This is a genomic window from Rhizobium aouanii (assembly GCF_037002925.1).
Classification (GTDB): Bacteria; Pseudomonadota; Alphaproteobacteria; order Rhizobiales; family Rhizobiaceae; genus Rhizobium; species Rhizobium aouanii.
The window spans coordinates 216,827-236,042 of the sequence record NZ_JBAMYD010000002.1; the positions used below are offsets into that span (position 1 = coordinate 216,827).

At 59.7% G+C, this 19,216-nt stretch carries 18 protein-coding genes; 10 read left to right on the forward strand and 8 right to left on the reverse strand.

Annotated features, from left to right (window positions below; translation table 11 throughout):
- The first annotated feature begins 1 nt into the window (after position 1).
- A complete protein-coding gene (locus tag V8P77_RS04400) occupies positions 2 to 979 on the forward strand; it encodes an ABC transporter ATP-binding protein (RefSeq protein WP_335910913.1) in 978 nt (325 codons plus the stop codon).
- A gap of 24 nt (positions 980 to 1,003) precedes the next feature.
- On the opposite strand, the gene V8P77_RS04405 is transcribed toward V8P77_RS04400, so the two are convergent.
- Positions 1,004 to 1,402 (reverse strand): type II toxin-antitoxin system VapC family toxin, encoded by a 399-nt coding sequence (locus V8P77_RS04405; protein ID WP_335910914.1) that lies wholly within the window; start codon positions 1,400 to 1,402, stop codon positions 1,004 to 1,006.
- Positions 1,399 to 1,650, reverse strand: a complete 252-nt coding sequence (locus V8P77_RS04410) for an AbrB/MazE/SpoVT family DNA-binding domain-containing protein (RefSeq protein WP_003538685.1) — start codon at positions 1,648 to 1,650, stop codon at positions 1,399 to 1,401. Before V8P77_RS04410 ends, V8P77_RS04405 begins: the two co-directional genes overlap by 4 nt.
- Before the next feature lie 302 nt (positions 1,651 to 1,952).
- Between V8P77_RS04410 and V8P77_RS04415 the strand changes: the two genes are divergently transcribed.
- From V8P77_RS04415 to V8P77_RS04455, 9 genes are read left to right on the forward strand one after another with little or no spacing between them, the layout of a single operon-like run.
- The gene (locus V8P77_RS04415) at positions 1,953 to 2,579 is read left to right on the forward strand and encodes an SIS domain-containing protein (protein WP_335910919.1); all 627 of its coding nucleotides are present in this window, start codon (positions 1,953 to 1,955) and stop codon (positions 2,577 to 2,579) included.
- Between the two features lie 17 nt (positions 2,580 to 2,596).
- Positions 2,597 to 3,835, forward strand: coding sequence for a glycosyltransferase family 2 protein (locus V8P77_RS04420; RefSeq protein WP_335910920.1), 1,239 nt, complete (start codon positions 2,597 to 2,599; stop codon positions 3,833 to 3,835).
- 19 nt (positions 3,836 to 3,854) lie between these two features.
- Entirely contained in the window at positions 3,855 to 5,825 is a 1,971-nt protein-coding gene (locus tag V8P77_RS04425; RefSeq protein WP_335910921.1) for a glycosyltransferase family protein, read from the forward strand.
- Positions 5,822 to 6,781 (forward strand): lysylphosphatidylglycerol synthase transmembrane domain-containing protein, encoded by a 960-nt coding sequence (locus V8P77_RS04430; protein WP_335910922.1) that lies wholly within the window; start codon positions 5,822 to 5,824, stop codon positions 6,779 to 6,781. Before V8P77_RS04425 ends, V8P77_RS04430 begins: the two co-directional genes overlap by 4 nt.
- Before the next feature lie 32 nt (positions 6,782 to 6,813).
- A complete protein-coding gene (locus V8P77_RS04435) occupies positions 6,814 to 7,755 on the forward strand; it encodes an SDR family NAD(P)-dependent oxidoreductase (protein WP_335910923.1) in 942 nt (313 codons plus the stop codon).
- Positions 7,745 to 9,694: an HAD-IIIA family hydrolase gene (locus V8P77_RS04440; RefSeq protein WP_335910924.1), complete on the forward strand. Its 1,950-nt coding sequence runs from the start codon at positions 7,745 to 7,747 to the stop codon at positions 9,692 to 9,694. Before V8P77_RS04435 ends, V8P77_RS04440 begins: the two co-directional genes overlap by 11 nt.
- Complete coding sequence (locus V8P77_RS04445; RefSeq protein ID WP_335910925.1) at positions 9,691 to 10,671, forward strand: GHMP family kinase ATP-binding protein; 981 nt, start codon at positions 9,691 to 9,693, stop codon at positions 10,669 to 10,671. Before V8P77_RS04440 ends, V8P77_RS04445 begins: the two co-directional genes overlap by 4 nt.
- A 9-nt stretch (positions 10,672 to 10,680) precedes the next feature.
- Positions 10,681 to 11,898: an NAD-dependent epimerase/dehydratase family protein gene (locus V8P77_RS04450; RefSeq protein ID WP_335910927.1), complete on the forward strand. Its 1,218-nt coding sequence runs from the start codon at positions 10,681 to 10,683 to the stop codon at positions 11,896 to 11,898.
- Positions 11,895 to 13,424 carry an FAD-dependent oxidoreductase gene (locus V8P77_RS04455; RefSeq protein WP_335910928.1) on the forward strand — a complete coding sequence of 510 codons (1,530 nt, stop codon included), beginning with the start codon at positions 11,895 to 11,897 and terminating at the stop codon, positions 13,422 to 13,424. The genes V8P77_RS04450 and V8P77_RS04455 overlap by 4 nt, the downstream gene beginning before the upstream one ends.
- Before the next feature lie 80 nt (positions 13,425 to 13,504).
- Here V8P77_RS04455 and V8P77_RS04460 read toward each other — a convergent pair whose 3' ends face one another.
- The 6 genes from V8P77_RS04460 to V8P77_RS04485 form a co-directional block, all read right to left on the reverse strand.
- On the reverse strand, positions 13,505 to 14,959 hold the full coding sequence (locus V8P77_RS04460; RefSeq protein ID WP_335910929.1) for an NAD-dependent succinate-semialdehyde dehydrogenase: 1,455 nt from the start codon (positions 14,957 to 14,959) through the stop codon (positions 13,505 to 13,507).
- Between the two features lie 10 nt (positions 14,960 to 14,969).
- Positions 14,970 to 16,049, reverse strand: coding sequence for an ABC transporter ATP-binding protein (locus V8P77_RS04465; protein ID WP_335910931.1), 1,080 nt, complete (start codon positions 16,047 to 16,049; stop codon positions 14,970 to 14,972).
- The gene (locus V8P77_RS04470) at positions 16,046 to 16,846 is read right to left on the reverse strand and encodes an ABC transporter permease (RefSeq protein WP_025398202.1); all 801 of its coding nucleotides are present in this window, start codon (positions 16,844 to 16,846) and stop codon (positions 16,046 to 16,048) included. The genes V8P77_RS04465 and V8P77_RS04470 overlap by 4 nt, the downstream gene beginning before the upstream one ends.
- A 1-nt stretch (position 16,847) precedes the next feature.
- Positions 16,848 to 17,720, reverse strand: a complete 873-nt coding sequence (locus V8P77_RS04475; protein WP_335910933.1) for an ABC transporter permease — start codon at positions 17,718 to 17,720, stop codon at positions 16,848 to 16,850.
- Positions 17,721 to 17,832: 112 nt separating this feature from the next.
- A complete protein-coding gene (locus V8P77_RS04480) occupies positions 17,833 to 18,843 on the reverse strand; it encodes a polyamine ABC transporter substrate-binding protein (protein WP_335910934.1) in 1,011 nt (336 codons plus the stop codon).
- A 44-nt stretch (positions 18,844 to 18,887) separates the two neighbouring features.
- On the reverse strand, positions 18,888 to 19,211 hold the full coding sequence (locus tag V8P77_RS04485; RefSeq protein WP_003538302.1) for an NIPSNAP family protein: 324 nt from the start codon (positions 19,209 to 19,211) through the stop codon (positions 18,888 to 18,890).
- Positions 19,212 to 19,216: the final 5 nt, after the last annotated feature.

Here is a 19,216-nt window from a genome sequence, read left to right on the forward strand (position 1 = left end):
AATGGCTGAGCTCACTCTCAAACAGGTTCGCAAGAGCTTTGGCGCTCTCGAAGTCATCAAGGGGATCGATCTGGAGGTTGCCTCCGGCGAGTTCGTCGTTTTCGTCGGCCCATCTGGATGCGGAAAGTCGACGCTGCTGCGTATCATCGCCGGTCTGGAGGAAACGACGTCAGGCGCGCTGACCATCGGCGGCAAGGACGTGACCTATGCCGAACCTTCCGAGCGCGGCATTGCCATGGTGTTCCAGAGCTACGCGCTCTACCCGCATATGACTGTTGCCGAAAATATCGGCTTCGGCCTTTCACTCGCCCGCCGCCCAAAGGCGGAAATCGCCGAAAAGGTCGCGGCGACGGCCGAAACGCTGCAGCTCACCCAGCTGCTGGAGAGAAAGCCGAAAGCGCTCTCCGGCGGCCAGAGGCAGCGCGTCGCTATCGGCCGCGCGATCATCCGCGACCCCAAAGTCTTCCTGTTCGACGAGCCGCTCTCCAATCTCGACGCTTCGCTCAGAGCCCAGATGCGCCTCGAGATATCAGATCTCCACAGCCGTCTGAAGTCGACGATGATCTATGTCACCCACGACCAGGTCGAAGCCATGACGATGGCGGACAAGATCGTCGTGCTGAATGGCGGGGCGGTCGAGCAGATCGGCAGTCCGATGGAACTCTACCGCAATCCCGCGACACCCTTCGTCGCCGGCTTCATCGGCAGCCCGAAAATGAACCTCTATGGCGGCAAAACGGCTGAGCAGTTCAACTGCACCACCTACGGCATCCGCCCCGAACATATCAGGATTTCGGAAGGTGCCGGACAATGGCAGGGCAGAATCCGGCATCTCGAGCGGCTTGGCGCCGACGCGATCCTCTACCTCGACGTCCCCGAACTCGGCGAGATGGTGGTGCGCGCCGAAGGCGAGACGCCGTTTGCGCCTGGCATGACGGTCTGGGCCAATCCGGTCGAGGGAGCGGAACATCGGTTCTGAAGTCAACGCCCGCCCTGCGGAATTTCAGGCGAGAAGATGCGCGGGTTGGCCTTGGCGGATGACCAGTTCGACCGCCTGCTTGTCGAAAGATACGAAGCTCTCGCCGCCAAGCCACGCTCCTTCATGGGCAATCACGCCGTCTGCGAAGTCGCCACCCGCCTCCAGCATCGCCAGTCCTGCTTCGACCGCAGGACGGTTCATCGCCACATTGCCGGCGTTGAGCAGGTCGTGAATCGTCTGTGAAACTTCTTCCTTCGATAGCCCGGCTCCTCGACGCAGTATCCAGACCAGTTCACATAAGCTCGGCAGGGAAACCGCGATCAGCGATGCCTCCTTCAGGAGCTTTGCCGCTGCCTTCCCCTGCTCGGCATCATCCTGCAGGACGGCTCGAGCAAGAATGTTGGTATCGACCGAAACTTTCATTCCTCGCCGGCCCAGCCCGAAGCCGCGATTTCGTTCATCTCTTCGATGGTCAACGGCTTTTTCATCTTGCCGGCATGCCGACCGATAAAATCGTCGATCGTCCCCGTTGGACGAGCAGCCTTTACCCGCAGCTCGCCCCCAGGCAGCTTGTCGAATTCGATCCGCTCCCCCGGCTTGACCCCAAGGTGCGTCAGCAAATCCCGTCTCAGCGTGATTTGCCCTTTCATTGTGACGGCAAGGGAAGCCATGGAAATCTCCTATCTCAGGTCAATACAAAAGTAATGGAATTTTTCCTTACATTCAAGGCTTGCGTGAAACGGACTTTGCCTTCACACCTGCCTTGCTCGCGCGTGGCTCACTTCCAGCCGAAGAATGAGCGCCGATGCTCAAGCGAGCGGCGTGCCCGCCGAGCCTTACGGCACGGAAGACCTTTAGTTGCAAAGCCGCGACACCCGCCGACAACCCTCAAAAGAGCGGGCGAGCAACTTGCCTTCGCCCCATTTAATCTTTAAGGACGCCCCAATTTCCAAGGCGTAGGGACTGAACGCGCATGTCACAGAACGAGAACAGATCTTCAGGGCTTGGCGTAACAGCCGGCGACCTGGATCGCTACTTCACATTTCTCCGCCATGTTCTCGTGAATACAACCGCTACGCGGTCAGCCGGAGAGAGCCTGGATTATTCAGCAGCGGTGACGGAGTCCATGCAGCTGGCCCGTGCCACGCATGATGCCGGACGGAAGATCATGTTCATCGGCAACGGCGGCAGCGCGGCAATCGCCAGCCATATGGCAACGGACTACTCGAAAAACGGCGGGCTGCGCGCCATGGCGATGAACGACGGCGCGACGCTGACCTGCCTCTCGAACGATCTCGGATATGAGAATGTGTTTTCGACGCAAATCGCCATGCACGCGAACGAAGGTGACCTGTTGGTGGCAATCAGCAGTTCGGGGAGATCCGAAAGCATTACCAAGGCCGTCCGCACGGCCCGGGACAAAGGCTGCGCCGTCATGACTTTGAGTGGATTTGCGCCGGGCAATCCGCTGCGTGATCTGGGTGACCTGAACTTTTATGTGGCTTCCGACCAATATGGCTATGTGGAGATCGCCCATCTGGCGATTTGCCATGCGGTATTGGATTTTTCCTGCGGACTTGTCCCGCCCACTCTTTCCTAACGAGCCGTTTCACGCGCATGAATTTTCCTAGCATCCACGATCCGGAATTGACGCTCCTTACACCCGACGACGACGTCGCCGACCCCGAAGTGACGATCCTCGTTCCGTCTCTTAACGAGGAGTTGACGATCGGAACCTTCGTCGACTGGTGCCGCGAGGGTATTGCGGCAAGCGGTGCGGCGGTGGAGATCCTGATCGTCGACAGTTCAACCGATCGCACACCCGAAATCGCGCGCGATAGGGGGGCCCGCGTGTTGCGGACGCCGAAGCGCGGTTTGGGCAGGGCTTACATCGATGCCATTCCATTCGTCCGCGGCAAGTTCATCATCATGGGCGATGCGGACTGCACCTATGATTTTCGCCAGATAGCGCCGTTTATTGAGGCCTTCCGGGAGGGGGCCGACTTCGTGATGGGCTCGCGGTTCAAGGGCTCGATCGAAGACAATGCGATGCCGCCCCTGCATCGCTATTTCGGAACGCCACTGACGACGTGGATTCTCAATCGGATGTTCGCCAGCCGCTTTTCCGACATCCATTGCGGCATGCGAGGCATCAGCGTCGATGCATTGCTGCGCATGGATCTTCGGTCGCAAGGTTGGGAATATGCGTCGGAAATGGTGTTGAAGTCCGTGCATATGGAGCTTCCGACCACCGAAGTACCGATCCACTTCCTGAAAGACCCGGATGGACGGCTCAGCCACATGAAGCGGCGGGGTTGGATGGAGCCGTGGCGCGCAGGCTGGCGTAATCTTCAGGCGATGTTTGTCTACGGGTTCGATTTCTTTCTCATCTGGCCGGGCTTCCTGCTTCTGGCCCTCGGCTTGATCATCATGCTGCCGCTGCTTGCTGGACCTATGTCCATTGCCGGTGTGCGGTTCTCGTCCAATGCCATGCTTTTTGCCATGGCCCTGGCCGTGCTTGGTCAATCAATGCTGGTTTCGGCCGCGATCGGTCGGGTTATTTTCGACTATTCAGGACGCGTGCAGCCTCGTTTCGAGCGGCTCCTGCCTTATAACGCAACGATTTGGGGAACGGTCGTGGCCGTCCTTGCAGGCGTTTTGTTGGCGTTTCCGCTCTTCGATTCCTATGTCGAGAGTGGATACGTGCTGCCTGAGATCGGCGTCGAAACGAACTGGGCGGTCTTTGGGCTCTGGCTTATCACAACAGCATTTCAGATCTTTATTTCAGGCCTCATGATCCGAGCGCTTGGGGTCATGTTGCCAATCAAGAAGCCTGCTCCGCCTCTCGCGGGATAAGAGCCACGAAAGGGCGATAATGATCCTAGGCTGGTGCACGGTTCTCTCCATAATATTATGGGGCCTCGTGATCGACAGGGGCCTCGTTGCTTGGCTCAACCGACGTTGCGATCAGCCATTTCGAGATGGCATCGATTTTCTGTTCAGCGGTATTTTGCCGGCTCTGGCGATATCAGGCGGCGCGGCTACCGTCCTTGGCGCATTTCATGGGCTGCGATGGGAAATCGTTCTTCCTATCGTGGCTGTTTCGATGATCTGGCGACGGCGCGATCTCGTTGCCGTTCTTTGTGACCTGGGTTCGCTGTTTCGTAAAATCGCCGTTGAAACGAAAATCGGAAACCCGTTTCCGGTGCTTGCTGCACTCACATGCGTCGTGCTTTGCTATGTGTGGAGCGTTCTGGCTCTATTTCCGCCGGGCATTGCCGACGTGTGGGTGTTCCACGTCCCGCTCGCGAACAGCATCATCGAGCACGCCGGCTTTGTGTCGCCGCAGATCGACCATCCCTTCTATGGCAATATTCCACTCTTCTTCAATCTGCTGTTTGCGCTCGTCATGATGGTCACCGGTCATTGGACCGGCGCGGCGACCATGAATATCGCAATTTTCTTCGGATTTCTGCTCCTGCTTTCAAGCTGCGCCAGTCGTTGGCGGGCATGCGGTTTTTTCCTGGTGGCGGCTCTAATCCTCAGCATCCCCTTCTTCAGGGGGAGTGTCGGCGAACCGATGACGGATCTCGCCCGGTCGTGTTTCTCAGTCGCAGCCGTGCTTTTTCTATGGCGCTATTTGGAAACCCGGCGTCCGGCGGAGCTTTTTCATTGTGCGCTCGTCTTAGGGGGAGCGGTCGGAGGAAAATATACGGAACTGCAAATGGTTGGCCTTATAGGGCTGGCATTGATGCCGACGCTTCTCAAGGGAAGAGTATCGCTGCCGCTCTTTCTGTCATGCCTCTGCGCATTTCTCGCCGTCGCGGGCTACTGGTACGCGAAAAATTTCATCATTCTCGGCAATCCGATCTATCCCTTCCTATTCGGGCATCCGGGCCTCACCGATGCTTGGATGGCGGATTACACGCTCGAATTGGGCCGGGCTTTCGATCCCGCCAACCGACACTTCGTGACGAACCTCGCAACTCTGCAAGGTTGGCACGACTTCCTTTATATTCTTTACGACTGGTTCCTCGCTCGCAAGCCGAACACGTTCGTCGCTCTTGCTTTGATACTGGCCGGTCTGGCAGTGGCTTTCCGGCGCATCGCATTTCTGGCAGCGATTGTCGCTGCCATGTTTGTGATTTGGTACACCGTCATGTTCAATCACATACGGTGGGCAACGCCAGCCTATCTGCTTTTCTTTTCGACCGGGTTCATCGGCGCCTCCCTGGTTCGCGAACGGCTGGATAAATGGCTCGACCGGCGAGTCCTGCCGCAGATAGCCCCACTTGCGAAAATCGTCTCTTCGCCAGCATGCATGGTCGCCAGTCCGGTTGTCGTCAGCTTGCTGGCCGGGGGCCTCTGGATTTCCTACTGGTATCGAGCGGGCGGCGGCGACATAGATCCCGTCAAGGCGAAACAACTCGACGTCGTGCTTGGGATGATAAGCGTCGACGAATATATGGCGAGCCACCGCGAAGCTTATTTCATGTACCGCTATATCGCAGATCACGACCTGCGAACCGTTTTTCAACCTTTCGACACCGCCAACACGTTATTGTCCGCGGCTTACAATGGCGGCCGCGATGGCGGCTGGCAATTGCCGCGCTACGTGCTGCCTGCACCGGGTTCGGATATCGATGCTTTCATCAGGGACAATCATATAGGCTACTTCATCGTCCCCGCCGATGCCGGTAGTGCGTTCCTCGCCGAACGCCTTGGAGAAGACAAAATGGTGATGGCCAACAGCGTCGTAGCGCACATGATGCCTCGCTCCTCGGTGATATTGACGGATCGGTTCGGCTGGAAGCTTTACCGTTTTGACGCGGGTCGGACACCGTGACTACTGCGTCCTCCCCAGCGTTGCTTCGCATCGGCATACCGGTTTTGAAAGTGGCTGTCGCGCTCGGCTTGGTCATATGGATCGCGCGCAAGGTAGATTTTTCGGAAGGGTGGGCTGCGGTCCAGACCCTGTCGGCAACGACCATTTCGGTCAGCATCTTCCTTCTGCTCCTGCAGGCCCTGCTTTCGGCGTGGCGGTGGTGCCTCCTATCGGACATGATCGGGCAAAGGCTCAAGATATCAGTCGCCATGAAACTCTTCATGCAAAGCCTGTTTTACAATCAAGCTCTTCCGAGTCCCATTCCAGGCGATGCCGCTCGCATATTTGGCGCGGTCAAATATGGCCTGACGATCGGAGAAGCCACGCTGGGCGTCGTCATGGACCGCATCCTCACTCTTTTCGGACTGGCGGTCGTTGCGCTGATCGGACTGATCATCCTGCGCGCTGTTTACGGGCACGACTTTCCCATCCCCTATCTGACAGAGCTCACCGCGCTGGGCGTTGTGGGAACTATCGCATCAGCCCTGGTGTTCAGTTGGCGCCGCCACTTATTCGTCCGGTTCTTTCCGGCAAAGCTGCACGCGTTGACCGACGCGTTGCGGGCTTTGATCACCCACCAAAGAATGGTCGGCGTATTTCTATTGACCCTCGCCATTCACGGATTGAGCGTCGTCTGCCTCGAGATCCTCGTTCTCGGCCTTGGTCTCCCGCTCGATTGGGGCCAGGCCGCAGCCGCTTTCCCGCCGGTGCTCTTGATCGCGATGGTTCCCATTTCCGTTGGAGGATGGGGCCTCCGGGAAGGCGGCATGATTATTTCACTTGCCGTGTTCGGCATCGGCACGACGGATGCGGCAACGCTCTCCGTGGTTTTCGGCCTGCTGCAGCTTGTGGTCGGGTTAGCCGGTGGTGTATTCGTCCTTTCGCGTCCTCATTCGGGAAAGATCAAAGCGCTCTGATGAGCCTTAGCAGATCATATGGAGCTGCCGACATGCATGCCTTGGTAACAGGAGGGGCCGGATTTATCGGCAGCCATCTCTGCGATCGCCTTTTGGAAAAGGGCTATCGGGTAACCGCGATCGACAATCTTCATCTTGGCCGCATGCGGAACATAGATCATCTGCTGGAGCGATCGAATTTTCGCTTCCGTGAGCTGGATATGCTCGATCGGGAAGGCATGGATCAGCTCGTTGCGGCGGACCGTCCCGACGCTGTTTTTCATCTCGCCGCCAATTCCGATATTGCCGCAGGCAATGCCAATTCGGAACTGGACCTGCAGCTCAATCAGCTGACGACGACGACGCTGCTTGCCATCATGCGCAAACATGGGATCGACAGGCTTTTCTTCGCCAGCACGTCTGCTGTGTTCGGCGAAGCCGAAGGCAATATTCATGAAAATCACGGGCCCTTGCGGCCGATCTCGCTCTATGGCGCCAGCAAGCTTGCCGCCGAAGCCTACCTGTCCGTCTATGCGCTGTCATTCGGCATCAAGACACTGGTGCTGCGCTTTCCGAATGTCGTTGGGGAGCGCTCCACGCATGGAGCGATCTACGATTTCATCAACAGGTTGAAGGCTGATCCGACGAGGCTCCAGGTGCTCGGCAACGGGATGCAGACGAAGCCTTATCTCTATGTCGGCGACCTGGTGGATGCGATCCTCCTTGCCTGGGACAAGGCACCCGGCGCCTATGAAGTATTTCATGCCAGCGGCATCGGCGAAACGTCCGTCCGGGATATCGCCGAGATCGTGGTCTCGAAGGTGGCAGCCGGAGCCGCCATCGAATACGGCAGCGAGGACCGCGGCTGGCTGGGCGATGTGCCGCGCTTCAGCTACGATATCAGCCGGCTCGTAGCGCTGGGCTGGTCGCCGAAGCGAAAGTCGACCGAGGCCGTTGAACTTGCCGTCGAGCGGATCCTGGCGAATGGGTTCTGAAAACGCTATCCGCGAGGCGATTATTATTGCCGGAGGCCTCGGGACGCGCGCGCGCAGCATGACGGGCGATGCCATTCCAAAGGCTCTTCTGCCTCTCGACGGCGTGCCGATCATTCTCAGGCAGATTCATGTTCTCGCCCGCGAAGGCGTTCAGCACGTGCGCGTGCTCGGCGGCCACCTCGGCGGCCAGCTCGAGCCTGCTCTTGGCCCGGAAGCTGAAAAACTCGGCATTACGATCGACGTCTTCGTCGAGACGTCCCCGCTCGGCACGGCAGGCTGCCTGACGACTTTGGACACGATCGCCGGCGATGTCCTGATCGTCTACGGCGACATGCTTTTTGACATCGATCTGGCGGCGCTGGCACGTCATCGTCAGCAATTTCCAGCCGCTCTGACCATCATCGCTCACCCCAACGATCATCCCCGCACATCCGATCTCGTCGTCCAGAAGAGCGGTTATCTGCAGCGCCTGTTGCCTCGCAAAACGCCGCGCGATGCGGATTGGCGCAATCTGGTGCCGGCCGGTTTGTACGTGGCCTCAGACCGATTTTTTGAGGCACTCGTGCCGGGCCATACGGCCGACATGATTCACGACGTTATTCCCGATCTCCTCGAGCGTTCGATTCCGATCGCGATTTACGACACTCCAGAATACATCAAGGATGCCGGCTCGCCGAACCGCCATGCTGCCGCGGAGAAGGACCTCCGGCAGGACCGGGTTCATGCGGTCCATCTGTCAGTCAGAAGACCGGCGGTGTTTTTCGATTGCGATGGCGTCCTCAACGAAGACGTCGGCGGCCATGGCGTCGTTCATCCTGACCAGGTGAAGCTGATCAGCCGAGCCGGCGAAGCGGTACGGCTCGCCCGCGAAGCCGGCTTCCTGGCGGTTGCCGTCACCAACCGGCCGCAGCTCGCCAAAGGCCTGCTCGATGAATCCGGCCTGGATCATGTTCTTGGTCGCCTGGAGGCCGAGCTTGCCGAAGATGGCGGCGTCCTGGACCGTATCTATTTCTGTCCGCATCATCCGAACAAAGGCTTCGCCAACGAGGTTCCGGCACTGAAGATCGATTGCGCTTGCCGCAAACCAGGAGATCTGATGATCCGCCAGGCCATGGCGGAATTGCCGATCGAAAAAACCAAATCCATCATCATCGGAGACAGTCTGCGCGACATAGGTGCCGGCCGCAAGGCGGGCATCTGGGCCTATGGCGTCCGGACCGGTTATGGCCTGCGGGATGAAAAGAGCTATCCTGCCGCGCAAACAGAGATCCCGCGTGCCGATCTTGTCTTCGACACGGTCTATGACGCCGTTCGCTTTCAGTGCAGCTACCAGGATATCGGGCAAGCTCTCTTCAGCGCGATCGATGCACGTCTTTCAAATGCGGCAGGTCCTTTGCTCGTCAGCATATGCGGTCGTTCCCGCTCCGGCAAAAGTACGTTTGCGCATGCCGTTCAGCGCCTGCTCTCGGAAGCAGGGCGCAGGGTGCTGAGGCTGGAGCTCGACCGTTGGATTCTGCCGCTCGAACATCGCCGGCCTGCTATGAACGCGGAAGAACGCAACAGGGTCGAGCTCTATCCTGAGATCGTCAGAATGCTGCGTCAATCCGGACAGGTCGAGGCGCCCTGCTACGACGCGGCAAGCCGTGGCCAGCAGAAGGGTACGACCATCTATGATGCGCGTGATGCCGAGGTCATTCTCCTGGACGGCATTTTTGCCGGACATGCGTCGATCCGTGAAGATGTCGACATGGCTGCCTTCGTCGAAGCGTCGCAGCAGACGCTGTTGAACCGCTTTCACAATTTTTACGCCTGGAAAGGCCTGACGCCGGCGGACGCCGAAGGGCTCTGGGCGTCGCGAATTCAGGAGGAGTGGCCGAGGATCGATCTACAACGGACATCGGCCGATATCGTCATCAATCTCGAGGAGGCAATCCTTTGATCGTTTCATCCGCACCTTTTCGGGTCAGCTTCGCCGGCGGCGGCTCGGACATAGCCTCCTATTACCGCCGTCAGGCCGGCGCGGTCTTGTCCTGTGCGATCGCCAAGTACAGCTTCGTCATCGTGCACAACTACTTCAACGAAAACAAATACCATCTCAAATATACGCGCACCGAGCTCGCCGAGACGCTTGAAGAGATCGCCCATCCGCTGCTGCGCGAGGCCCTGCGGATGCATCGGATCGAGCCCGGCATCGAAGTTGCTTCCGTCGCCGACATCCCCTCCGGAACCGGTCTCGGGTCATCCAGCTCCTTTTCCGTGGCGCTGATCAATGCGCTCTATGCCCACAGGTCGCGCTTTGCCTCCAAGGATCAGTTGGCGGAAGAAGCCTGCAGGCTCGAAATCGATATCCTCAAAGAGCCGATCGGCAAACAGGATCAATATGCGGCCGCGCATGGCGGCCTGAACTTCATCGAATTCAATCCCAACGGCGGCGTCAACGTTCAGCCTGTCGTGCTCGGTTCCGAAAAGATGGCGGAACTTGAGAGCAACATCCTGTTGTTTTTCACAGGAAGCCAGCGCGACACGCGCTCAGTGCTGTCGACGCAGGTGCAAGCCATGGAGGCGGACGAAGAAAAATTCCGGACCGTCGAGCGCATGGTGCAGTTGAGCTACGAAATGCGCGACATCCTGATGGCTGGAGATCTCAGTGCGTTCGGCGAAGCGCTGCACCGCGGATGGATGATGAAAAGATCGCTGACCTCGAAGATTACCAACAGCGCGATCGACGAGTTTTACGAGGCAGCCCGTGCTGCCGGCGCTATCGGCGGCAAGCTTGCGGGTGCAGGCGGAGGGGGCTTCCTCGTTCTCTATTGCCCTAGAGATCGTCAGGAAAAGGTGCGGCAAGCGCTGTCGCAGCTCAAGGAAATCGAGTTTCGTTTTGACTGGAGCGGCGCGCGCATCGCCTTTGCGCAGTAGAGAGTGGAAATGGCACCACGCCTCCTCATCACGGGATCGACCGGCTATATCGGTGCAAGACTTGTCGCGATGGCGCGTGAGCGCGGCTTCGACGTGGTTGAACTCGGCCGGCGGCCCGGCGCGAAGTGGCGCATTGGCGATGAGCCTGCCGCGTCCGATCTGGAGGGAGCGGCTGGGCTCGTCCATCTCGCGCATTCCTGGGCTACTCCGCCGGAGGCGACCGAAGAAGAAAACGTCAATATATCAGGCACTTTGAAGCTGGCGGAAGCGGCAGAGGCAGCCGGCGTGCCGCGCTTCGTTTTTGCCTCCTCCACCTCGTCCAGAAAAGAAGCGCTCAATGTCTACGGCCGGACCAAGTTCAGGATCGAAGAGCATTTGGCTGCCAGCAAGGCAGCACCGATCGTCAGAATTGCGCGAATAGGGCTGGTTTATGGCGGCCCCCGCACAGCGATGTACGGCCTGATGGCGAAATTGGCGGCACTCAGCCCAATCCTGCCGATGATAGGGCTCAGCCGAAAAGTTCAGCCCATTCATCTCGACGAAGTTGTCGCAGGCCTGCTGGCGCTGGCGACCGGAGAAAACCAGCCGCTTCAGACATTTGTGCTGGCGCAGGAAAAGCCCATAAGCTTTGCGGCCTGGCTCAGAATTCTCCGCCGTGCCCAGGGTAAGGGCAACCTCCATTTCATACCGGTGCCCCTGACCGCCGCACTCCTCGCCTGCCGCATGACGAAGATTCTTCCGTTGATTCCGACGGTCGATCCGGAACGCGTGCTGGGGCTTGCAGGCGCCGCACCGATGGAGAGCAGCGAGAGCCTCAGGCTCCTGAAGTTGAACCTGTCTGACCCGGCGACCGCGCTTGCCGGGGAATTCGGCCAGACACACGAAGAGCAATCGCGAAGTGAGGCAGAGGCTCTGCTGCGTTATCTAGGCACCGCGCCCACCGAAATACAGCTGCAGCGGCTTTGCGAAGGGCTGTGGCGTGAGGGGTTGTCGCCGCTCGGCCTCTCCCCGGCAATGATCCGGCATCCTGGTTTGCTGGCCCTCTTTGAACCGCCGGCCAATCGAACACGGCATCGCCTCGCGCAGGCCCTTTATTTGGCCGACCTCGCGAGCGAACCGGAAAGGCGCCCGGGCAAGAAGGCCGGATTTCTTGGCGCGATGCTGGCGATTTCCAGCGATGTCCTGCTCTTTCCGCTCCGCGCGCTTTTAGCCGGGAGATATCGATGAATGGTCCGGACGCCGACTTCATCATCATCGGCAGTGGACCTGCAGGTGTCTCCGCTGCGTTTCCCCTAATAGCGGCCGGACGCCGCGTTCTGATGCTGGATGGCGGGGATGATGCCGGATCGCAGGAGGAAAGCCGCAGCGTCCGCATCCTGGGAAGCAATCTGGAATCGCTGCGAACGGACGACGGTGGTTCGCCGAAGCTGCAGACCCCTACGGCACGGGAAATTCTCCAACCTTTTCGACACCAATCCGGTATCGCCGGCGACGGCTTCATACCGATCGGCAGTCTCGCCCGCGGCGGCCTCTCCAACATCTGGGGAGCGCAAATCAGCTATCTCGATGCCGAGGACATTGCGGATTGGCCGATAGACATCGGCTCCTTGCAGAGATCCTACGAGCATGTCGCCAAGCGCATCGGCATCAGCAGGAATGCGGATGTTACGACAGACGCTAACGGCGAGCCCGTGCTGCCACTTGGAGCAACAGCGGCCCATGTTCTTCATCGGCACCAGGCCGCAAGGCCGGCTGATGGATCGTTCCGGCTTTTTCCCGCCGTCAATGCCATACTTTCGCAGGCGAGGTCCGGGCGGGCGGCATGCGATCTGCGCGGCGACTGTCTCTATGGCTGCCCGAGCGGTGCTATCTATAACAGCAGGCAGGATGTGCTTCTGTTGCGAAAGTCTCCGCATTTTCGTTTGCTCGATAACATGCGAGCCGTGTCGCTGACACGCAGCTCGGGCTGGACAGTCGGAACGGCAGACGGATCGTCATTTTCCGCACCGAGGATAATTCTGGCCGCAGGAGTCCTTGGAACGGCCGCCCTGCTGGCGGACCTCCTGCCGATTGACGAGCAGGGACTGCGTCTTTTGAACAGTCCCACGCTGGCCATTCCCCTGCTCTCTCCCGCAAGGTTGTTGCGTTCACCGACGGCGACGCACAGCCTTGCGCAGCTTGGCTTATCTCTGCGCTACGGCGACGGCGCATCCGATTACGTGACGGGAGCGATCTATGAAGTCGGTACCCTGCCGGCGCAGAGCTTCATCAACAGGATGCCGCTCGGTCGAAAGGCCGGGCGCGCAGCGTTCGAGCTAATCGGCGGCAGTCTCCTCGTCGCAACGATCTATTATCCCGGCAATCAAAGCCGGAGCTACATCCGTCGAGACGCAACGGCGAAAAAAGGTCTCACTATCCACGGCGGCTTCGCGGAAGGTTTCGACATCCGCGCCGAGGCCTTGAAAAAAGCGCTCCGCCGGGAATGGAAACGGTTGGGTCTCATTCAGCTCCCGGGCGCGTCGCTGGCGGAGCCCGGCATCGACGCGCATTTTGCCGGCACCTTGCCTATGGGCGCATCCGGTCCGTTCGGCACCTCTTCGGAGGGCGAATTGAATAGCCATCCCGGTCTTCATATCGTCGACGGCTCGACCCTTCCGGATCTGTCCTCCAAATATGTCACGATGACGATCATGGCCAATGCCGATCGCATCGCCCATCGTCTCGCCGAAACGGAAGAAAATTCGGCAGTTTAGCGTTTGAATTTCGCTGCCGGTGCGTTTCGCGATGAACGGAACGCATCGGCAAAAGTCGTTTGGCGAGACACATTCTCGGCTCAGGCAATACCGCCCAGGCAGACATATTTAAGCTCGGTATATTCGTCCAATCCGTGCCGCGACCCTTCACGGCCGAGACCCGACATTTTCACACCACCGAACGGAGCCTCAGCCGTCGAGACGAGACCGGTATTGACGCCGACCATCCCATATTCGAGCGCTTCGGCCACACGAAATACCCGCGACAGATCGCGAGCGTAAAAATACGAAGCAAGCCCGAACTCGGTGTCATTTGCCTGTTCGATGACGTCCTCTTCGTCGCGGAAACGAAAAAGCGGTGCAAGCGGCCCGAAGGTTTCCTCGCGAGCCACCTGCATGCCGGCAGCGACGTCACGCAGGATCGTCGGCTCGAAGAAATGGCCGCCGAGCGCGTGGCGTTTGCCGCCTAAGACGATCCCGGCACCCTTTGAAACGGCATCGCCGATATGGCTTTCGACCTTGGCGATGGCGTTGTCGTCGATCAGCGGGCCAAGCACGACGTCATGGTCGAGACCGTTGCCGACCTTCAAGCCCGAAACGGCCGCGGCGAGCTTGGCGGCAAACGCTTCGTAGACGCCGTCCTGAACATAAAGCCGATTGGCGCAGACGCAGGTCTGGCCGTTGTTGCGGAACTTGGCGATGAGCGCGCCTTCGACCGCAGCGTCGAGATCGGCGTCGTCGAAGACGATGAAGGGTGCATTGCCGCCAAGCTCGAGGCCGAGCTTTTTGATCGTCGGCGCGCATTGCCGGTAAAGCAGCTCGCCCGTCCGCGTGGAGCCGGTGAAGGTCAGGACCCGAACGTCACGGCTTGCCGTCAGCACCCCGCCAATTGCCGCTGCGTCACCCGTGACGATGTTGAGAAGCCCCGGCGGCAGGCCGGCACGCTCACCGAGAACGGCGATCGCAATGGCGGAGAATGGCGTCTGAAGCGCCGGCTTGAGAACCACGGCACAGCCGGCGGCAAGCGCGGGGCCGATCTTGCGGGTGATCATCGCGTTCGGAAAGTTCCAGGGCGTGACCGCCGCCACTACGCCTGCGGGCTGTCGCAGGACGAGGATCCGCTTGTCAGGCTGATGTCCCGGTACGACCTCGCCGTTGATGCGTCTCGCCTCTTCGGCGAACCATTCGATGAAGCTCGCGCCATAGGTGATCTCCCCTTTGGCTTCGGCCAGGGGTTTTCCCTGCTCCAGCGTCAGGATCATCGCCAGATCGTCGCGGTTTTCGATCATCAGCCGGTGCCAAGTCTTCAAAACGGCGGCGCGCTCCCCGGCGGTCTTCTTCGCCCAAAGCTTCTGGGCGATGACCGCGGCGCGGATGGCATCTTCCGTTTCCGCCGCACCGAGGTCAGGGACCACCCCCAGCGGCTCGCCCGTCGCCGGATTGCGGACCGTCGCCGCCTTGCGGCCTTCCGCTTCGATCCAGCGATCGGCGATGGGGCATGCCTGACGGAACAGCGAGGGATCATTGAGCTTCATATGACAACTTTCAACAGAATACGTGAGCAGCACCGGGATCGAAATTCAGATGGACTATATCGCCACGGCTGAGCCCCGCGATAGCCTCGTGACCGAACGGCAGGCGAACCGCCAGCGCCTCGCCCGTCGCCGTCTCGGTCGAGACGTGAATATTGTTGCCGAGGAAGGTAATGTCGCTGACCGTTGCGGCAAGACCCGCTCCTGCTGCCTGGTTTCGCGACAACCGAATGCGCTCAGGCCTCAGCATCAGGGCTGCCCTCGTCCCGGAGGTTCCTTTTCCATGCACCGGAATATGATTGAAGACGCTCCCGCCGCCAAGCGAAATGGTGGCCTGCCCGTCGGAAGATGACAGCAGGTCGCATGAAATGAAGTCGCTGTCGCCGATGAATTCCGCAACGAAGCGGGTCCGCGGATTGGCGTAGAGTTCCGGGCCTGTCCCGATCTGATCGATGACACCCTTGGAAAAGACGGCGATGCGGTCGGAGAGCCGCAGCGCCTCCTCCTGGTCATGCGTGACATAGAGGATCGTCACTTCGGTCTGCTGGTGGATCCGGCGTATCTCATGCTGGATTTCCTCGCGCAGCTTCTTGTCGAGCGCCGACAGCGGCTCGTCCATCAGAAGCACCGGCGGATCATAGGCAAGGGCTCTGGCAAGGGCGACACGCTGCTGCTGGCCGCCGGACATTTGTGCGGGCTTGCGATCCTCGAAGCCTTCGAGCCTGACGAGGCGCAGCATCTCCTTCACCTTGCTGTCGACCTCGGCCTTGGACTTGCGCCTGACCTTCAGCGGGAATGCGATGTTTTCGCCCACAGTCAGGTGCGGAAACAGGGTGTAGCGCTGGAACACCATGCCGATGTTGCGCTTGTGCGACGGCGTGTCGAGCAGGGTCTTGCCCTCCAGCGTGATGTCGCCTTTCGTCGGCGTTTCAAAGCCGGCCAGGATGTAGAGCGTCGTGCTCTTGCCCGATCCCGACGGTCCAAGAAAGGTCAGGAACTCCCCGCGCCGAACGTCGAGATTGACGTCGTGGACGGCGACGACAGGGCCGTATTCCTTGCGTATTGCGCGGATCTGAAGGAATGGTTCTTTCATTGTTTCAATACCTTACGCACGACGGCAACAAGCGCCATCAAGAGGATCGTCAAAAGGATGAGAAGGGTCGACGCCGCGGCGACAACCGGCGTCAGGTCCTGCCGCAGCGTCGCCCACACCTTGACGGGCAGCGTCTGCAGGGTCGGGCTGGACATGAAGATCGCCACCACCACCTCGTCCCAGGATGTCAGGAACGAGAAGACGGCCGCCGAAAACAGCCCATGGCTGATCGCCGGCAGGGTGACCCTGATCTTTGCTTCCAGAGGCGAGGCCCCGCACAGAACCGCCGCATCCTCGATCGACTTGTCGAAGCCCTCCAGCGCACTGGATATGGACAGGATCGAGAAGGGCAGCGCGAGAACGAGGTGCGAAATGACGAAACCCGCCAACGTGCCGCCCAAGCCGATCCTCAGAAAAAAGGCATAGAGGGCGACCGCAAGAACCACGACGGGAAGGATCATCGGCGTCAGGAACAGTGCTTTCAGCGCATCGCGGAACAAGAACGAACCGCGCACCAGCCCGAAGGACGTCACGAGCCCGAGCAGCACCGACAGGATCGTCACGATGACCGCGATCTTGAAGCTCGTCCAGGCCGATTCCAGCCAGCGCGGATCGGCAAAGAGCTCGCTGTACCATTGAAACGTCCAGCCCGGCGGCGGAAAGATCAGCCACTGCGAGGAGCCGAACGACAGCGCCGCGATAAAGACGATCGGCAGCAGCAGAAAGGCCGCAGTCAGAAGCGTGATCGCCAGCAGGATATATTTCCACCAGCCGAGGCGGTCGAAATTGAGCAACATGTCAACGCCCTCCCGGGTTCTGGTTGCCGAGGAAGCGCAGCTGCACGGCATAAAGCGACAGGGTCACCACGAGGAGAACTAGCGCCGCAGCACCTCCCATGCCCCAGTTGACCAGCGACTGCACGAATTGCGCAATCAGCTCTGCGAGCATCATGTTCGCGGTGCCGCCGAGCAGCGACGGCGTGACGAAATAACCAAGCGACATGACGAAGACCATGAGGGCACCAGCCGCCATGCCGGGCATGGCCAAGGGCAGCAGGACACGGGTCAGGCACTGCCACCGGTTGGCGCCGCAAAGTGCTGCCGCCTGCAGGGTCGACGGGTCGATCTTCCTGATCACGCCATAGAGCGGCAGGATGATGAAGGGCAGCATGATATAGGTCATGCCGATCGTGACCCCCGTCAGATTGTTGACGAGTGCCAAGGGTTTGTCGATCAGCCCCATTCCGATCAGCATCTTGTTGATCAGCCCCGTCCGCTGCAGCAGCACCATCCAGGCATAGGTGCGGGCCAGCAGGTTGGTCCACATCGACAGGAGCAGGATTGCAAAGATCACCGAGGTCAGCCGCCCGGGCATGATTGCCAGCGCCCAGGCAACGGGAAATCCGATCAGCAGCGAAATCACCGTGACAAGACCAGAGACGATGAAGGTGTTGGCGAAAATCTTGAGATAGGTCGCGGACCCGATCAGCTGCGCATAGTTTCCAAAGCCCAGCACTGGTTCCAGAACGCTTCGCAACAAGAGCACCGCTACCGGCGCGATGAAAAAGATCGTCACGAAAGCGAGAGCCGGAAGGACCCCGCCGAACCCTGTTGCCCTGCGCACCTTTGGCAGGGGCGCAATTGCGCCGGAGGCATCGCTATATGTCGACATGACAGTCCTTCCCACCCGTCAATTTCCGCAGGCGCCGAAGTCCGACAAAGGAGCTTCGCCGCTGCGGGAGGCACGGCGAACATTCGCCGTGCCTTTCATCTCAAGTTTCAGGCTATTTCGCCTGCCAGGCGTACCACTTCTCGCCGATGGCATCGCGATTGTCCGCCCAGTAGTTCATGTCGGCATTCACCTGGCTGGCCGTCTGCTGATCCGGCAGGGTCTTGGCCGTCTCCGGATCCATCAGCTTGGCCGAGTCAACGTTGATTGGTGCATATCCGGTGGCTTTTGCAAGGGCGGCCTGCGGTTCGGCCGAGGTCGCCATCGCAATGAACTTCATCGCGGCTTCCACGTTCGGCGAACCCTTCGGCACGACGAGCGAATCCGCAGCGGTGATGTTCTGTTCCCATGAGGTCTCGGTCTTAATACCGCTCGCAGCAAGCGCGGTCATGCGGCCGTTCCAAATGCTGCCGAAGGGAGCCTCGGCGGATGCCAGAAGCTGCTGCGACTGTGCGCCGCCCGACCACCAGACGATATCCGATTTGATCGTATCGAGCTTCTTGAAGGCGCGGTCAAGATCAAGCGGATAGAGCTTGTCGGCGGCCACGCCGTCGGCAAGCAGCGCCGCCTCGATCACGCCGGGAGCCGACCACTTGTAGAATGTGCGCTTTCCCGGAAACTTTGTCGTGTCGAACAGGTCCGCCCAGGTCTTCGGGCAGGCGCTGACGGCATCGGCATTGCAGCCGATCACGAAGGAATAATAGAAACTGCCGACCGAATAGTCGGTCACGAAGCGCGGATCGAGTTTGGACTTGTCGATAACGGAGAAATCGAGTTTCTCCAGCTGGCCATTCTTGCCGGCCTGGGCGGCATAGTCGCCTTCGACGTCGACCACGTCCCAGGTGACCTGGCCAGCCTCGACCATCGCCTTGAGCTTGCCGTAATCCGTCGGTCCGTCCTGTACGACGGTGATACCGGTCTTCTCCGTGAACGGGCTGGCCCATGCAGCCTTCTGCGCGTCCTGGGTCGTTCCTCCCCAGCTCGAAAAGACCATGTTGTCGGCGTGCGCCGGTACGGACACAGCCACGAATGCGGCAACCGCCGCGACAGCAAATCTTGTTTTCATGTTCCCTTATCCTTGTTCTGGTTTGTCCTGTATGCCTTATGCCGTCAGTGCGCCTCGCTCCTGGGAGAAAAGTTAGCTGGCTTCATAATCTTGTTTTCCGCTACTTCGATGAGATCGCGGATCTTGGGCAGAAAGGCCTGCCACCGGGGATCGGCCAAAAGCCTCTGGCGCCTCGCCTCCCGGTCGTCCAGGCTCGCAAAGGCCCAGATGTGGACGATCTCGTTGATCGTTCCGATCTCCGAAAAGAAGTAACCGACGAGCGTGCCGAGATGGCTCTTCTGGATCTCGATCCCCTCTTCCTCGACGACCTTGAGATATTGCGGGATGGTGCCGTTCTTCAGCCGGTAGGTGCGGATTTCGTAAAACATCGGCG

Coding starts and splice junctions, on each gene's coding strand:
- V8P77_RS04485 (WP_003538302.1), bottom strand. CDS start 19,211: ATGTTTTACGAAATCCGCACCTACCGGCTGAAGAACGGCACCATCCCG.
- V8P77_RS04460 (WP_335910929.1), bottom strand. CDS start 14,959: ATGAAGCTCAATGATCCCTCGCTGTTCCGTCAGGCATGCCCCATCGCC.
- V8P77_RS04440 (WP_335910924.1), top strand. CDS start 7,745: ATGGGTTCTGAAAACGCTATCCGCGAGGCGATTATTATTGCCGGAGGC.
- V8P77_RS04455 (WP_335910928.1), top strand. CDS start 11,895: ATGAATGGTCCGGACGCCGACTTCATCATCATCGGCAGTGGACCTGCA.
- V8P77_RS04465 (WP_335910931.1), bottom strand. CDS start 16,049: ATGAAAGAACCATTCCTTCAGATCCGCGCAATACGCAAGGAATACGGC.
- V8P77_RS04405 (WP_335910914.1), bottom strand. CDS start 1,402: ATGAAAGTTTCGGTCGATACCAACATTCTTGCTCGAGCCGTCCTGCAG.
- V8P77_RS04435 (WP_335910923.1), top strand. CDS start 6,814: ATGCATGCCTTGGTAACAGGAGGGGCCGGATTTATCGGCAGCCATCTC.
- V8P77_RS04480 (WP_335910934.1), bottom strand. CDS start 18,843: ATGAAAACAAGATTTGCTGTCGCGGCGGTTGCCGCATTCGTGGCTGTG.
- V8P77_RS04410 (WP_003538685.1), bottom strand. CDS start 1,650: ATGGCTTCCCTTGCCGTCACAATGAAAGGGCAAATCACGCTGAGACGG.
- V8P77_RS04475 (WP_335910933.1), bottom strand. CDS start 17,720: ATGTCGACATATAGCGATGCCTCCGGCGCAATTGCGCCCCTGCCAAAG.
- V8P77_RS04415 (WP_335910919.1), top strand. CDS start 1,953: ATGTCACAGAACGAGAACAGATCTTCAGGGCTTGGCGTAACAGCCGGC.
- V8P77_RS04420 (WP_335910920.1), top strand. CDS start 2,597: ATGAATTTTCCTAGCATCCACGATCCGGAATTGACGCTCCTTACACCC.
- V8P77_RS04450 (WP_335910927.1), top strand. CDS start 10,681: ATGGCACCACGCCTCCTCATCACGGGATCGACCGGCTATATCGGTGCA.
- V8P77_RS04400 (WP_335910913.1), top strand. CDS start 2: ATGGCTGAGCTCACTCTCAAACAGGTTCGCAAGAGCTTTGGCGCTCTC.
- V8P77_RS04470 (WP_025398202.1), bottom strand. CDS start 16,846: ATGTTGCTCAATTTCGACCGCCTCGGCTGGTGGAAATATATCCTGCTG.
- V8P77_RS04425 (WP_335910921.1), top strand. CDS start 3,855: ATGATCCTAGGCTGGTGCACGGTTCTCTCCATAATATTATGGGGCCTC.